Source organism: Paenibacillus sp. FSL H8-0282 (assembly GCF_037963825.1).
GTDB lineage: Bacteria > Bacillota > Bacilli > Paenibacillales > Paenibacillaceae > Paenibacillus_AQ > Paenibacillus_AQ odorifer.
On the sequence record NZ_CP150146.1, the window covers coordinates 214,385 to 230,687 of the forward strand.

Genomic DNA, 16,303 nt, shown 5'->3' on the forward strand with positions numbered 1-16,303 from the left:
TTCTAATCCCCTCACTAACTCTGAGTTTTCATCTTGACTATATGCATAAGACGGCTTTTCTTTTCATGAGAATAAACCTCTCAGTTTTTAAGAAAGCTGCTGTAAGTAAAGTAAAAGACATCTTAACCGTGTCTTTTACTTTACTATATAAGCACGTTTCAGCACTTCAGGATAGTTGACCAGCTTATACTAATTCTTCGGTTATTCCCCATACCGGTCAATCGCCATAGCTGCGGATTTCAGCATGCGCCGCTTAAGATGCTCACCCTCGACGATTTTTACGCGGAGGCCAAGAAAACGGATTTTGGACAATAGGAATTCGCTATCGTCTCTCATGTAGATGACTTTGATTCGATAGATACCCGAATTTTCATCAAAGGACACGGATTTATCAAAACAGGAAAAGGCGTACAGAATTCGTGATAGCTCAGCATTAAAGGTGGGGATGACTTGAATACATGCACATTCCTTCTGATCCTCTAATAATCGCATTATCCTTGCTTTTAAATCATTAATCCGTTTGGCAGGGAAGGGAGCTACTTCAACAGAAATAATGTTTTTTAGTTTAGTGGACATAAGAGAACGTTGCCGGGTGCTGTACCATTGCAGATACCACTCCCGCTTATACATGTTGTATTCCAGCTTATGAGGGAACCCGGTTTGGTCAGTTCGTTGGCCTCCATGCTTAATATGGAAAGTAATAAGGATCGCTTGATTCTGCATGATTATACGGCGGAGTGTACGAAGCATTGGATGATAGACCTGCCGCTCTTTGCTTTTAGCTTTCTCCATAATAATTTGCCGCACTTCTGTGGACGCTTCTGCCTCCAATATGGCGTTCAATTTACTTAAGGTATCCAGTGTAAAAGCTGCTTCTGAGGCCGGGTGCATTAACATGGTTTTCAGCCAGGAACGTTCCTGGGAGGTCAGCGCTAATGAACCCACTTCGTCGAGGCGTGAAATGATTTGGAAGTTAAATATTTTCTCAAATGGATTCATAATAGCTGTGAATCTCCTTCCACTCCGCGATAAATTGCTTACGCAGCCAAGGGGGTTCTAATACCTCGCAGCTCGAACCAAAGCTTCGTAACCACGGCTTAATTTCATAAATACCATTCACTATGATCTCATAAAGGAATGTAGAATCGGACTCTTCCGTAATTTCTCCCCACTGTCCCTGCGCTTCAACCCGCTCCCGAATAAAATTAACACCTGGGCGATTGGGGTTATAAAATCTTGCCACCACTTTAATTGCACGGGTGGTATCTATAACCCAGCTGGTTGTCATCTGCTCTTCCAGATTGCTGAGTTTCTGAGCAAACTCTGCTTCTTCCACAGTGTCGCCCTCCTCAATTTGAGTGAGGCCCTCCATTCGGAATTTCATGATGCCCATACGTGAATTATGTCCGATTAAATACCAGCGCCCATATTGATGGTCATAGATGACGCGGAGCGGAAGAACAGTTTCTGTGACGCCCCTTGTTTCCCGCTCAAAGAGAGGATTGGTATTCTGAGAGGCGTAGTTTTTGCCCTTTTTAGGGGATAGATATAGAAACTTGATTTTTTTTCGCTGCTGAATGGCTGCAAATATCGTATATAGGTGTGCCTCATCAAGAATACGTGAATGATAATTATATTTGTATCTATGGGTTTCCGTAGCTTCGAGGGTATAACCCCGCTTCCGCAGGACCTTTTTTAAGGTGTCGCGCAGCAGGTAACCTTGTACAGACGGAGTCTGCGTGTTGGCGATGACATCAACATAGTCGTAAAGATCCAAGAGCTGATCGCCGGATAATTGATCAATCAGATCGTTAGCAGCCTTGTATCGATAAGGCCGACCTTCGTTTACACGAAGAATAACGCCAACTTCCTCAAGGTATTTCAGATCTCCACGGATGGTTTTCTCATCGGGCATTGGATAATCGGTTGGCATTTGCTCACTGCACACATCCTGTAGATCTTTAGCCGTTAGCTCCTGAGTCTGGAGCGCAGTTAATAGTAGTGTAAGCCGGATGCTCTCCGTTTCCTTAAGCGACTTCGCCCGGAACAAGAACAGGAGCAGCGGGTCGGCAGATTCATAGTAGTTATAGCGGAGCCACTCAGAGAGTTCTGTTCCTTGTTCTGTAGGCAGATCCTGTTGTAAGACGGTTACCATGCCCTTCAGGTTGCGCAGCGTTTTGTCATAGGTATGTACAGAAATGCCGAGACGATCGGCGAATTGTTGTCTGCTGTAAGCTCCCCCCGCTAAAGAGAGCATGCGAAGAAATTGAATCTCCTTGTCAAAACTTTCCCGGGCCATTTGTATCCCTCCACCCTGTAGCGAATCCATAAGAAATAGTAGTACTCATTATATTAAGCACCAGAGTTGAATAAAATGGAAGTGTTTTTGGCCGCCGCCATACTTCCGCCCTGTTCGTTACAGGGAAGATGAGCGAAGATAGATCCATGAAGCCAAAGCAATTCTGATGAGGCGTTCGAATAGTAACAAGGGTAGAGAATAGGGAAGTAACCGATCTGGAGGGATGAAGATGGATCCTATAAACAAGCTTATCCGTGAGCAGCTGGAACAGATTGAACAGGAGGAGCAAGTTACAATATTGTATGCCTGCGAATCAGGTAGCCGGGCGTGGGGATTCCCATCGCAGGACAGCGATTATGATGTGAGATTTATTTATCTGCATAAACCAGAATGGTATCTATCTATTTTTGATAAGCGGGATGTGATCGAGCGTCCTATTAACAATATGCTTGATATCAATGGCTGGGATTTGCGGAAAGCACTGAATTTATTTCGCAAGTCTAATCCACCGCTGCTGGAGTGGCTGCAATCACCCATTCAATATGCAGAAAAGTACAGTACAGCAGAGAAGCTTAGAAGCATCTCCCCGTACACATTTTCGCCGAAGTCTTGTATGTACCATTACTTAAACATGGCAAGAGGGAACTACCGTGATTATTTGCAAGGCGAACAGGTCAAGATCAAAAAGTACTTTTATGTACTTCGTCCCGTTCTAGCCTGTGAATGGACTCAACGATATGGAGAGATGCCGCCGATGGAGTTCGATGTACTGGTAGATCGGCTTATTCCGCAGGATGAAGAGCTGTGGCAGGTGATTCAGCAATTGCTGGCACGAAAAAAATCCGGTGAGGAACTAGACTACGAGCCGCAGCTAACCGCGATTAACGATTATTTAGAAGAACAGTTCCAAGTGTTGGATAAGGTGGCGGCGTCCTTGAATGCTAAGGAGAACAACAGAGATCATCAGCTGGATGCTCTATTTCGAGAAGCTTTACAGGAAGTATGGGGACGGGCCCTATAGAAAGATTGATAGGAGGAAGATGGTAGTGGCTATTGTACAACTGAAATCTACGAATCCAAAATTCACTTTTTTAATTAAAAAAAATCCAGTGACAGGTATGCAGCTTCGTCTGGTTCGTCAGGGATTGGCTTATGGATGGTATTCTGATGAGGCAACTTATAACGTTTATTTTAAGGACGCAGATAACGATATATCCTACAAGCAGAACGGAAGCGAGAGCTTTGAGTATTTAAATGTCTCCCGGTTTAATACACCTCTATTTCCGCTTAATGCGGTCAATGAGTTTTTCTCTACACCCTTTAAATCCCAGGATGAACGGGATGCGGAAGGATATGAGCATTCTTTTTTCATCAATATGGTTCAGGTTGAGCGGATACACTATATTGAATTTTTCCAAAAGCATTTAAAGGGATATACCTTCTCCTTGCAGCATCAGGCACATAAGAGCTATTCCCTGACGATTACCACACATAAAAGCTTGTATCACCTCTTACATGTTGTTGGTGTGCTGTCCTTGTTCTTATCCATATTTGGGGATGAGTACATAGATATTTCGGATGCTATTTTGGATAAATATATCCGCAGCCTTAACGTCATTGATGCACCTTTTTATATAAGAAGTCTATTTGCAAGGAATTTCCTTACCTCTAAGGAACGGTTCAAGCGATATAAAGCCTCCATCGAACAAACAGACCAGTATTCTATTGGGCTGGAGTATGGCGGTACTGCGATGCAGCGGCGTACTTTTATTTCGAGTGTGCTTCCATTCAATAAGCCGATTCTGGACATCGGCTGCGGAGAAGGTTTCTATGCAATTCCGTTTGCCGGAAAAATAGAGAGCACCTATTATGCGGTAGATATAGCCGAGGCGTTGCTGGAGGTTGTGAATCGGAAAGCGAAAGCTAAGGACATTGATAACATCGCAACCTTTGGCTCACTGGACCATTTTCTGGAGTCGTACAATGGGGAGCAGGTTGATGTGATTCTAACAGAAGTTGTAGAGCACATGAGTGAGGGTGAAGCGGCAGAGCTTATTCAGCAAATAATCGGTAATGTGAATTTTCAACAGCTTATTGTGACGACACCGAATGCTGATTTCAATCGTTACTATGAGCTGGAAGGATTCCGGCATGAAGATCACAAGTGGGAAATGGGACAGGAAGCGTTCGGGCAATGGGTTTTGGATACGGTTCAAGGTTTAGCAGTCGAGGTTGAATATTTGATGGTTGGTGACCGGGTTGGCGAGATCCGTACGACGCAATGCGCTATTGTGCTAAGAAAGGAGGAATAGGCAATGGAAATTCAAACACGTGTACACACCATATTTCTGCTTGTAGGAGCAACGGAATGCGGGAAGTCAACTTTTGCTAAAGAAGTTCTGATCCCGCAGTTAAAACTAGAGGATGCTTCTAAAGGGTTACGTACGAATGTGCAGTACTTATCCTCGGATAGTATCCGCCAGGAGATATTGGGCTACGACTATGATAAGTATGATCAGGTTATGCTGGAGGCCAGTTCGCATACCTTTCAATTATTGTTTGAGAGATTGAAGCTAGTCACTTCTTTTCCAATTAATGCGGAGTTTGTGGTGATGGATACCATTGGGCTATCCGAAGATTACCGTAGTAAAGTCCGTGAGATCGCCGGGCAAAATAATTACAATCTGGAGGTTATTCTGTTTGATTACCGTAAACGGGAGGATTACTACGTCTCGGAGCGCTCGAAGAAGCTGATCTCCAATCATTTAAACCGGCTGAGAAAAGAAGTCCTGCCTGTTCTGTCACGGGAAGGTTACAACAAGATTCATAAAGTGCGTGCTAAAGATTTTATTCTCGAGGGTGAAGGGATACCTAACCCGGACTACCGGGTGATTATACAGGATTGGGATACTTACGCATCTACGGTACTTCTACAAGCACAAGAGTATATTGTGGTTGGGGATGTTCATGAGTGCGTCGAAGAGCTTCAGGGACTATTACGTAATTACGGCTACAGGGTGCACGAAGGTAAGTTAAGTGCAACAGATAAGCTCAGTAACACACGAGTCATTCTTGCTGGTGACTGGATTGATAAGGGCAAAAAGACACGGGAGACGATTGAGTTCTTATTTGATAACCGCGAGCATTTCCTATTTGTTATGGGCAATCACGAGAACTTTGTATACAAGTACGTAAAGGGTGAGATTCAAGGAACCGATCCGGAACTGCTAAGAACGTACTTTGATTCCACCCAAGTGCTTAAGGAGGATACCGCGCTTTTTAGTAAATTTTCGGCTTTAGTGGAGCAATCTCAGCCCTTTTACCGCTATATAGGTATGCAAGGTCCTTCTTTTTATGTTACTCATGCTCCTTGCCGTAATAAGTACATTGGTAAGCTGGATACGAATTCACTACGCCATCAGCGTAACTTTCGGCTGGATCGTGAGGTTTCCTTTGAGGAACAGCTTGATTTCCTAAAGCAAGAGGCTGTGAGTAATCACCCCTTTCATCTCTTCGGACATATTGCAGCCAAGCAGACTTTTCGGATCAAAAACAAACTCCACCTCGACACAGGGAGTGCGCAGGGTAATGAACTAACTTCTGTTCGCATGTCGTTTAAACCTTTCTATAAAAGTCAAAAATCGCATGTGACTACGGTGCACGAAGAGCTACCTATCCTGTTCCGGGAACAGCAAACCGTATCCTTGTTAGAGCTTGATTACGAGTCTGTGCGCAGACTGCAGTATTCCTCGCAGAACCGGGTCAACTTCATCTCCGGGACGATGTCACCTGCGGATAAGGATATGGCTGCCGGTGAGCTTGAGTCTCTGCGAAAAGGGTTGGATTATTTTGCCGAGCGTCGTATATCTGAAGTCGTCCTGCAACCTAAATATATGGGATCACGCTGTAGTGTGTACCTTTACCGGGATATAGAGCAGTGTTACGCAATTAGCCGGAACGGCTACAAGGTTAAGGCGGTCGATCTGACGCCTATCTACGAACAACTGCTGCATAGATTCGGAACCTATATGGCTGAGCAGGGGATCCGTGTGCTTTTACTGGATGGCGAGCTGCTGCCTTGGAAAGCGCTGGGGGATGGGTTAATTGAGCGTCAGTTCCGGCCGATTAGCAAGGCGCTGGAGACAGAGCTGGATTTCTTAAGACAATATGGATTTGAGGAGTCACTGGGTAAACTGATACAGGATTTTGAAGCAAGCGGGTTTGAACAAGACCAGCACCATATGTCGAAAGAGGCGCTTAACAACAACTATGGGCCTCATGTTTACCAGACTTTTAAGTATGTCCGTGACATAAGAGAATCGTATGTAGATCTTGACCAGCGTGAGGAAGCTTACAGAGTATACAAGCAGCAACTGGAGTTGTATGCGGGTGATGCAGAATTAGCGTACAAACCTTTTGCAATCCTGAAGGAAGTACTGGAGAATGGTGCTGAACGGGTACCTGACGGTAAAACCTCCGAATTATACAGGTTCTTAAATGATGATGAATCTCTGGTTTTGGACTTAAAAGAGCCTGATGCCTACATCAGAGCAGAGGAGTATTTCGCAAAGATAACGGTAGAGAAACATATGGAGGGAATTGTAATCAAACCGGAGCAAGAACAGCAGGGGGTAGTCCCATACATGAAGGTCCGCAATCCGGGCTACCTGTCGATCATCTACGGGTACGACTACAAGTTTCCACATAAGTATGCCAAGCTGATGAAACAGAAGAATATCGCTCCTAAGCTTCGGACGTCCTTAATCGAACACCGGCTGGGCAGACAAATGCTAGAAGTGAAGCTGGATGAGATCTCGTCTGACAACGAGGACTACAAGCAAATTGCAGCAAACCTGTTATTCGAGGTAACGAAAGAGAAAGAGATCGACCCGAGGTTGTAGAGGATTGTTACAGGCGAAGAAACTTGGTTTGCCAATTATGAGAATGAGTTCAGGCTGTCGGGAAGGTCCCGGCAGTCTTTTTTTCGTCAATTGTATCCAGCTCAATCGCGGTCATAGAGCCGGAAGGCAAGTGTACAAGCCTCGTTCTAATTGTAAAAACAGGAGGACGCACCTTATCGGGTCCGTCCTCCTATCTATTCCTCATAAATACGCCTTAACCCATAATAACGAGCACGTTGTTTTCTGGCGCCATTTTGGCCACCGGGATCAGGTTGCCTTGAATTTCTTCACCGTTAATAACGATATGGGTAACCCCTTTTTGTACACCCTTCTTGTTCTCCACCTGGATGTTCAGCTTCTTCCCACGGAATTCCCGGACCATGGAAAAGTCTGTCCAGTCGGAAGGAACACACGGGTTGAGGCGAAGGCCATCAAATTGCGGTTGAACCCCCATAATGCCTTCCACCAAGGAGACCATCACGGTTGAAGCGGTGCCGGTCAGCCAGTGGACATGCGCCCGGCCTTGATATGGGCTGTCCTTGGACTCGACAAACTGGCCATGTACATAAGGCTCGAGTTTACGGATTTCAGCCTTATCGTTCATGCTGGCCGGACTGCAATTCAGGAAGTATTCGAACGCGCGCCCACCGTTGCCGATCATGGTTTCCGCCAGAATGAGCCATCCCTGCGGCTGGCTGAAGATGCCGCCGTTTTCCTTAGTTGAGGCGTTGAAAAGAGCCATCAACGCTACTGGCAAACCGTATTCACGGAACGGAGGGTAGAATAACATAGTGCCGTAATCGGTCCGCAGATTCTCATACACTTTGTCCATGGCGAGCTTCGCCTGATCCGGGCGGGCTGCACCGCTTAATACGGCCCAGCTTTGCGGATTGAGCCAGATCTTGGCTTCATCATTTTCCCAGGAGCCGATGGTATAGTTGTCTTCGGTAAATCCGCGGACGAATTGATCGTTCTCCCAAGCGTGTTTTTGAATGTTATCGTCCAGCTCATCAAGCAGGCCCTGCGCCCATTGAATATCTTCAGGCTTGTTCTTATTTTGTGCGATTTCCATGAATACCTTGAATGCCATATACAACTGGAATGCGACGAACAACGACTCACCCTTGGCTCCAAGCCGTAGGCAATCGTTCCAGTCGGCATGAAGCCCAACCGGCATGCCGTGTGCGCCCATACGATCCAGACTGAACTGAAGTGCCTGGCGCAAATGCTCGTACACTGTGCCCTCGCCTTTATCCGAATAAGGGATTATTTCATCTGTGAAATCCCAGTTGCCACTTTCATTCAAGTATTTAATGACGGTGGGGAACAGCCATAAAGCGTCATCAGCCCGATAATGGGGGTGACCGGTTTCCCGCACGTATTCTGGATCATCCGGTGTGCCCTCATGTCCAGGGTTGTGGTCAAATTTCACCAACGGAAGTCCACCGCCGTTGGAAACCTGGGCGGATATCATCAGTCTTAGACGTTCAAGGGCCATCTCATGATCCAGATGAATGATGCCTTGAATATCCTGCACGGTATCCCGATATCCGAGTCCATTACGAAGACCGGAGTATTGGAAGGAGGCTGCACGTGACCAGATGAAAGTGATAAAGCATTGATATGCATTCCAAGTGTTGATCATGTTGTTCAGGTTATCGCTTGGTGTCTGGACCTGGAAGCGGTTAAGCTTGCTGTGCCAGAATGCTTTTAACTCTTCGAGTTCTTTATTTACCACGGACAAGTCCTTATAATGGCTGAGAATCTCGGAAGCGCCTTTCTCATCATACTGTCCCAGTAGAAATACGATTTCTTTCTCTTCTCCCGGCTGTAAATCTACGTTAATCTGCAGGGCCCCGCAGGAGTTAGTATTGTAGTTTAATGAATTGGAGCATTGGCCGTTCTCAACAGAGGCCGGATTGCCATAACTGCGGTAATCGCCTAGGAACGTATCCCGGTCACCGTCATAAGCGGTAACTTCTGCACCTGCAGCCCCGAAGAATCTCCAGGTTTGTTCTTCGGGGGTGTTTTCATTGATGACTTGAAGGATCATATTATTTTTATAGTAGGTCCGTGAAATAAACAGAGTGTACTGAAGGTTGACGGTATCCTGCTCATAGTTGTTATTGTTGGTTAATTCAACAAATCCGAAGAGAGCCAGCTTGCGTGCTTTGGAGCCATCATTGCGCACCTTCATGCGCCACACCTCATAGGTTTTGTTCAGTGGTACATAATATAATGATTCTGTATGGATGTTATCGTAGTCCGAGACAATGTTCGTGTATCCGGTTCCATGATGGCATACCGACTTATATTGCTCCAGATCTTTACCCACTGGCTGCCAAGAGCCGGACCAATAATCCCCGTTCTCCAAATCTCTCACGTAAATATAGCGTCCGGGCTCGTCCTTAGAGTTGAAGTGGTAGCGGATATGCCGCCCATTTGCGCCAGACTTTACAAAGCTATAGCCGCCTGCGTTACCTGAGATGATTGCACCGTATTCCGGCGAGCCGAGGTAATTCGCCCAAGGGGCAGGCGTATTCGGCTTGGTAATGAGGTATTCCTTGTTTTTTCCATCAAAATAACCATATTGCATGACCATTCCTCCTATTAAGTGGTTAATGGGCCGATCTATAAACGCGCGTTCACAAAGAGGTGAAATATCCATGTGTAATTTTATTATAAGATACTTTTAGAAAATCGATAACCCTATATTTTAGCGAAAAAACGAACAAAAATGCTAACTTTTTTAGTAGGGTGTAAAGCGAAAGACACCTTAAAAGGTGTCTTTATTTATTTTAGCGGCAATGTCTACTCCACTAAAACACCATTAACAAACGTCATAGTTTTATCTTTGAATTCAAGAATAAACTTGTTTGGAAAATCTAGATCAGTATGAATCTCCGTCCCCAACATAACTTTTTTGCCTACATCATCAAAGGGATTATGAAGTAAACCTCTAGGCGTATACCTAGTTTCAGAACCGATTACATTATTATTCTCATCGCGGATAAATTTGGTTTTTCCTGAGAACACGAGGTCCTTGCCATTTTCCAAAGTTAGATGAACTTCCAAACGATCCTTTGTTTTCTGATAATCTATGACTACATCTTTAGAGGATACAGGGAAACCGATAACAAAAAGTCCAATAAGGGCTGTAGCCAGTATGAGTACCGATAAGACGGAAAAAATGAGAGTTTTTATATTCTTTTTTTTCACTTTTTTAAAATAATTGAGTTTGTTAACTTCCTCTTTATCAATAATAGGCACACTTAGATTTGCTGTGGCGGTCATTTCATTATAGGATTGAAGGCAGCTTTCACAGGATTGCAGGTGTTTTTCGATTTCTTCGTTACTATGTACAGAGGTTAGCTTTTCAATATAGGAAGGTAATAAATCCTGAATGATCTCGCATTTCATGAAGATCTTCCTTTCATTAATTTTTGTTTTCCACGGTAAAAGGTAACTCTTGCCCAGGTCTCATCTCTGCCAAGAATTTCGCCAATTTCCCGAAAACTGAATTCTCCGGTCAAACGCAGATATAATACTTCTTTGGTGTTTGGATCAAGTAAATGAAGTTGTTTAAATAAATCCATTTTGTCCTGAGCAAAAATGAACTGGGATTCTGTTGAATTTGCGTTAGCCAAAGGAGCGTCTTCTAATTCCTCAGACTTCCGCTTGCGCTGCTTGTCCAGCTCCTGATACCACACATGTTTAGCAATTTGACAAAGCCATACGTATACTTTGCAGGTCCCATCGTATTTGTCTATCGATTTTATAGCTCTATAAAAAGTTTCTTGGGTGATTTCTTCTGCCAGCAAGTGATTATGACAAAAGCTAAATACGAATTTATATACTTGGGTTGAATATTCCCTGTATAATTGCTCGTTGTCCTGCATCCATTCACCTCCTCAAGTTATATATCCGTAAAAAGCTATAAACGTTACAAGTTTTTTAAAAATAAATTTGATTTATAAAATAATCGCTTTCAACCCCGGTATGTGAGGGAATTAAGGAGGTTTAGCGTTAAGGCTGGTTTCACAGTTGGTTTACCCTTTATAATTACATGAGATCTTATTGTACAAGTTACAAGGGGGTTCATATATGATAACAAAGGTAAACCGGCAGTTAAATGAGGGTCCTAAAATTCTAAAAGAACAAGAGCTTGTTACCAAAATGATTCGTATATATTGTAAGAAAAAACATCATCATAAAGGCTTTTGTGAGGAATGTCAGGAATTAAACGAGTATGCGCTGAAGAGGTTAGCCTATTGTAAGTTTGGTGAAGAGAAAACAGCTTGTGCCAAATGTCCTGTTCATTGTTACAAACCGGATTATCGCCAAAGAATTAAAGGGGTTATGCGTTTTTCTGGTCCGTGGATGCTGCTCTATCACCCCATTGAGTCGATTAGGCATATTCCGCTACCTAATAAATTGAGAAAATAAGTAAAAACCGGACATCATTTGATGCCCGGTTTAATGTATTTTTAGGTATTATTCTCCCAGCTTTTCAGCCTTCACCAAAATCTCTCGCAAAACACGGGCAGCCCGGCTTTTTCTCCTCTTTACTTTTACACTTATCCGTCTTAACGACTCTTGGTATACGGCGGTATCATTGGGTTCATAGAGCTGTTTGGCGGCAATCCGTAACGTCCTTCTCATTAATATTGCTGATGAACGTGTTGACTTCGTTCGGTATCCTCTGCGCAAGACCCGTATAGTATGTTTGTATTTCTCCAGGTCTTCGTTTGGAGGAACAAGGGCGAACAGATTTAGGGAAGAGTCATTGAACCCGTAGCTTTTGAACATGATTTTTAGATTCTCAATATTTATGAGATTTCCTCTGAAGTGGGTTGGATGTTCTTGGTGAACGCCGACAACTTCTTTGATGCTGTGAAAAGGGATTTTTAATCGATGCAGTCGATACCCAAGATCCCAATCTTCGAGTCCATAGAGGATAAACTGTTCATTAAAACCTCCAGCCCGTGTTAATTGGCTGCGTCTTATGGACACACAACGTGTGACGAGTAACATCCAAGGGGCTACATCTGTGCTGGCAAATTGCTTTTTAGTATTTGGAGGAACTCTTGAGGCAAAGGTGACTTTTGATAACGTCTCCGTCTGCTGAAGGATATCATTGGGTGTGATTATTGGGATAATTTCAGTCGCTGATTCGAAGTCAGGATTCCATAAGTTAGAAGGCGAAAGTGTATTGCGGCAATGTTCTTTTTCTTCAGGAGAAAAGTCTGGGTAGTAGTGGGTATAAGCGTCATCCCATGAGTGTGGAATACCTGAAATTATCGACTTAGGATATTTACGGTGATACTGGTTTACGATCCTAATGAATTCAGGGAATACCAGAAAATCAGCATCGCAGAAGATGACGTATTTCCCTTTTGCCTGACTCAGCCCCAGATTTCTTACGGCAGAACGGCCGCGTTGTTCCTGCTGAGCGACATAAATAAGCGGATAAGAAGTTTGAAAGCTTTCGACCATTTCCTTAGTACCATCTGTAGAACCGTCATCTGCGACGATCACCTCGAACCGATCCTTCGGATAGGTCTGTGTCTCGAATGAAGTGAGTGTAAGTAGCAGCTGCTGAAGTCGGTTATAGGTTGGAATTATGATGCTGTAACGGATAGCCAGAATGATCACCCCCACCATTTAATAAAAGTCCTTGAATAGGATAAATAATAACAATATATTCAGGGACTTTAGCCTGGTCTAGTCAAACGCCTTTAAGGGTGGAAATAGGCAGGGGACAGGGTTTAGCACGAATCAAAGATTTTATATTTTTGTGAACTTACCTAGCTCCGTCTCATCTCTATTGTAAAGAACCCGCTATATTAGCGGGTTCTTTACTGTCTGTGCACTTAATTGTAGTAGACAGAATGCTCGGTATATGTGAAGTGCTATTAGTGAGATATAAGAACCCCATATTGTTTAAAAAAGTTGGTGATTTCAGAGATGTCCATCCGTTCATCAGGTAGATCTTCTGGATAATAAATGCCTGGGACCAATGGTTCTTCCTTTGATATCCGCAATAGCTTTTCTGCTTGGACAGCAGCTCCCAAAGCGGTAAGATGAGTCTGACCAAGCGGGTCAGAAATCGCTATTGTCCGTTCAACCCAGTGCCCATTATGAGCCAGGCCCTTTAGATGAATAAGGATATGATGTGCGCTGCCAGTACCAGGGTTGTAGAGCAGTCTTCGTCTAAGCGAACGGAATCGGTCCCCGCTGATCATCTTCCATATTCCGCTGTTAACTAGTCCGACAAGGATGGAGGTGGAGGCTTTGCTGTCGAAGGAGATGCGGAAGCTGGCGGAGTCGATATTCTCAGCTGTTGGCAAGGTGACATGATCTGGGGTGTCAAGCCGATAGCATTTTGCTGTATATCCATCTGGAAATTGGACTTTGATGGGGTCAGTCATTGGAAATACAAGACGTTTTCCCCCCCGTTCTGTAATATGGAATGGAATGGTCATACGATCCATGTACGCCGCGGAGTCGGGTCCTGCTTTGTCACGTAGAGAGTACAACGCGTGAATATCAACGGCGACGTTTTGAAGCGTGGCCGAGTGCAGCATGGCGAACAGCGAAGCAGTTCCCGCCATCCATCCCGAAGAAAGCACGATAGGAGCATAGAGGTCTGCTTTTTCTAACTTTGTGATTGATTGTTGGAATATCTCTGTCCAGCGAGTAAGATCGATCAGTGGGAGTTTTCTTCTAACTGCAGACATAAGTAGCCGATCCTGCAGATCGTTGACGGAATTGATGATTAGCGATACATTATCGCCTGCATAAAGCAGTGGATCATCCGCATTATTATCAACTACGACTGTTTGTACCCGTGTGGACTCAAAAGGTGCTGCTTTTTGCGGTGACCTTCCTCCCAATATAATCTCGAGATCGGGATGTCGATCGTGTAATATTTGAGCAATTTGTCTGCCGACGGCACCGTATCCTCCTACAATAAGTACCTTTTTCCTATGCATATCTGCAACCTCCGTTTAAATGTTTATATGTTTAAGTTATTTAACATATCGCTTAAAAAAATAGGAATGACAAGTGCTAGTCAGGTTAATGGCATTAGCACTGGCATTCCTCTTCGACGAAATGGACAAGTTGTTTCATAAGCGCTATCGCTTCGTCAAACTCAAGTCTGTAGAACATTTCCGTGCCCTTCTTCTGAACCTTAAGCAGCCCTGCTTGCCGTAATATTTTCAGATGATGAGAGACTGTAGGCCGGGACATGGGGATATGCTCTGCAATTTGGCTCACATTCATACTCTCTTTGTCGATCAGCAATGCAATGATTTGCTGACGTATAGGATCTCCCAAGCCTTGGAAATAGGGGCTTAAATTCTCGAAAATATGAATCGCCTTCTGATTACTATTAGATTCGTTCATAACTCCCTCCGTTATAATGTTTAATTGTTTAAACGTATCATAATATATTTCAGGGAATAATTCAATGCGTTGATAATCTCCGTTATTTTGGAGGAATCCTAGTTTATTAAATATAATCAAGGGACATATGGATATTTGTATTAAAATTGTGAGGTCATATGGTAAGGCGGTTTTATGGATGAACTCAAGTAAAAAATAATCATGTCCTTAAACAAAAGACACCTCGATGGGTGTCTTTTGTTTAAGGAATTCCAGAAGGTAGCATACAAAGCTCGGCTTATTCGCGGGGATAAAAAAGGATCAATAAGAGGCTGCTCCTTTTTATGTTCTATTTTCCACTAGGTAATAATTTATTCAATAAGATTGCTGCCAATGAAGCAGCTAGGATAGGTGAGCCTAATAAATACTGCACGAATGTAGGTAAAGAGTTCAAGTAGTCACCAGGAATGAGTACCAACGCCAAGGTGATGATCATAGGTAAGGCAATAATGTACATTTCTTTTTCGCCGATGGTTACATTCTTCATTACTTGCACACCATTAATTGCGATGATGCCGCAGATGATGGCGAAGACGCCGCCGATTACAGCGGATGGAATGGAAGAGATCAAAGCGGCGAGTTTACCGGAACAACCAAAGAGGACAAACCATCCTCCTACAGCGAGAAAAACCCGGCGGCTGGCAACACCTGTAATGGAGATGATCCCTGCATTAGTTGAATAACCTGTAACAGGAGTCGAACCGAGCACAGAAGCAATAAGACAGCCAATTCCTTCTCCAATTACGCCGCGGTTAATATTTTTGTCTGTCAAAGGTTTATTGATTACATTGCTGACCGCAAACCAGGTGCCTGTTGTTTCAGCCAGCAGCACGATATAAATAATAACCATGGTGATAATAGCTGAAAAATTGAAGGAAAAGCCGAAATCGACAAAAGCGATCCGCGGCATGCTAAACCACTTGGCACTACTTATCGCTGAGAAATCTAAAACGCCCATAATATTAGCGGAAATACATCCGACTACTAACGCCATCATTACGGAAAGAATTCGGAAGACAGATCCTTTATTACGGAACAAAGTACCGAGAACCACAAAAATAAGCAGTGTAGCACCTGAAATAAGGGCTAATAATACATTTTGATTAATTGAAGCCCCGGAGGCTCCGTAGATATTATCTCTGATCGCAACAGGCAATAAAGATAGACCTACAATGAAAATGATTGTGCCACCTACGATAGGCGGAATAAAGTTTTTAACGATTTTATTAAAAATCCCCGCATAACCCAAAATAATAACCAGGATGGCCCCGATTAAGCTGGCACCTAACACGGAGCTCCAACCGAGCTCTCCGCCACCACTAGTTGCATAAATACTGACGATCGCACCCAGCGGAACATAAGAAGGACCTTGAGCGATAGGCAGCTTCATACAGAAATAGGTTTGCACAATCGTTGCAAGTCCTGCGGCAATAAAGGTGGATTGGATTAACGCGCTGGACTGATTGGGCTGTAAGCCGATTAACATCGCAATAAGGAATGGCACTACATAGACATCCATAGCCAATACATGTTGAAAGCCGAGAATGACGGATTTACTAAATGAAACTTTTTCATCGGGTAGGACAGTTAGTAGCTGTGATTCCAAATGTGCTTGCTCTTGTACGTTTGCTTGTGTTTTCACTCCGATGCCCAC

General features: G+C 43.9%; 13 protein-coding genes. 4 read left to right on the forward strand and 9 right to left on the reverse strand.

What is annotated here, in order from left to right:
- Positions 1–201: 201 nt before the first annotated feature.
- A complete protein-coding gene (locus tag NST94_RS01025) occupies positions 202–999 on the reverse strand; it encodes a WYL domain-containing protein (protein ID WP_076126906.1) in 798 nt (265 codons plus the stop codon).
- A complete protein-coding gene (locus NST94_RS01030) occupies positions 986–2,299 on the reverse strand; it encodes a WYL domain-containing protein (protein WP_076192616.1) in 1,314 nt (437 codons plus the stop codon). The genes NST94_RS01025 and NST94_RS01030 overlap by 14 nt, the downstream gene beginning before the upstream one ends.
- 229 nt (positions 2,300–2,528) lie before the next feature.
- Here NST94_RS01030 and NST94_RS01035 point away from each other — a divergent pair, with 229 nt between their 5' ends.
- Genes NST94_RS01035 through NST94_RS01045 form a run of 3 tightly spaced genes read left to right on the forward strand, consistent with a single transcriptional unit; the run spans position 2,529 to position 7,200 of the window.
- Positions 2,529–3,320, forward strand: coding sequence for a nucleotidyltransferase domain-containing protein (locus NST94_RS01035; RefSeq protein ID WP_076305136.1), 792 nt, complete (start codon positions 2,529–2,531; stop codon positions 3,318–3,320).
- Between the two features lie 25 nt (positions 3,321–3,345).
- Complete coding sequence (locus NST94_RS01040; RefSeq protein ID WP_339281549.1) at positions 3,346–4,611, forward strand: class I SAM-dependent methyltransferase; 1,266 nt, start codon at positions 3,346–3,348, stop codon at positions 4,609–4,611.
- Positions 4,612–4,614: 3 nt separating this feature from the next.
- The gene (locus NST94_RS01045) at positions 4,615–7,200 is read left to right on the forward strand and encodes a metallophosphoesterase (RefSeq protein ID WP_339281550.1); all 2,586 of its coding nucleotides are present in this window, start codon (positions 4,615–4,617) and stop codon (positions 7,198–7,200) included.
- A gap of 214 nt (positions 7,201–7,414) precedes the next feature.
- Here NST94_RS01045 and NST94_RS01050 read toward each other — a convergent pair whose 3' ends face one another.
- The 3 genes from NST94_RS01050 to NST94_RS01060 form a co-directional block, all read right to left on the reverse strand.
- A complete protein-coding gene (locus tag NST94_RS01050) occupies positions 7,415–9,796 on the reverse strand; it encodes a N,N'-diacetylchitobiose phosphorylase (RefSeq protein WP_076282636.1) in 2,382 nt (793 codons plus the stop codon).
- Between the two features lie 215 nt (positions 9,797–10,011).
- A complete protein-coding gene (locus tag NST94_RS01055; protein WP_076126916.1) occupies positions 10,012–10,620 on the reverse strand; it encodes a zf-HC2 domain-containing protein in 609 nt (202 codons plus the stop codon).
- A complete protein-coding gene (locus NST94_RS01060) occupies positions 10,617–11,099 on the reverse strand; it encodes a sigma-70 family RNA polymerase sigma factor (protein WP_036687188.1) in 483 nt (160 codons plus the stop codon). The genes NST94_RS01055 and NST94_RS01060 overlap by 4 nt, the downstream gene beginning before the upstream one ends.
- 205 nt (positions 11,100–11,304) lie before the next feature.
- On the opposite strand from NST94_RS01060, the gene NST94_RS01065 reads away from it, so the two are divergent.
- Entirely contained in the window at positions 11,305–11,646 is a 342-nt protein-coding gene (locus tag NST94_RS01065) for a nitrous oxide-stimulated promoter family protein (protein WP_076126918.1), read from the forward strand.
- A gap of 48 nt (positions 11,647–11,694) precedes the next feature.
- Here the strand turns inward: NST94_RS01065 and NST94_RS01070 are convergent, their stop codons facing one another.
- From NST94_RS01070 to NST94_RS01085, 4 genes are all read right to left on the reverse strand, one after another.
- Positions 11,695–12,846: a glycosyltransferase gene (locus tag NST94_RS01070; RefSeq protein WP_339282116.1), complete on the reverse strand. Its 1,152-nt coding sequence runs from the start codon at positions 12,844–12,846 to the stop codon at positions 11,695–11,697.
- 269 nt (positions 12,847–13,115) lie between these two features.
- Positions 13,116–14,195, reverse strand: a complete 1,080-nt coding sequence (locus NST94_RS01075) for a saccharopine dehydrogenase (protein WP_339281552.1) — start codon at positions 14,193–14,195, stop codon at positions 13,116–13,118.
- Between the two features lie 94 nt (positions 14,196–14,289).
- The gene (locus NST94_RS01080) at positions 14,290–14,610 is read right to left on the reverse strand and encodes a metalloregulator ArsR/SmtB family transcription factor (protein ID WP_076126921.1); all 321 of its coding nucleotides are present in this window, start codon (positions 14,608–14,610) and stop codon (positions 14,290–14,292) included.
- Between the two features lie 328 nt (positions 14,611–14,938).
- The gene (locus NST94_RS01085; protein WP_076303209.1) at positions 14,939–16,291 is read right to left on the reverse strand and encodes a solute carrier family 23 protein; all 1,353 of its coding nucleotides are present in this window, start codon (positions 16,289–16,291) and stop codon (positions 14,939–14,941) included.
- Positions 16,292–16,303 lie beyond the last annotated feature (12 nt).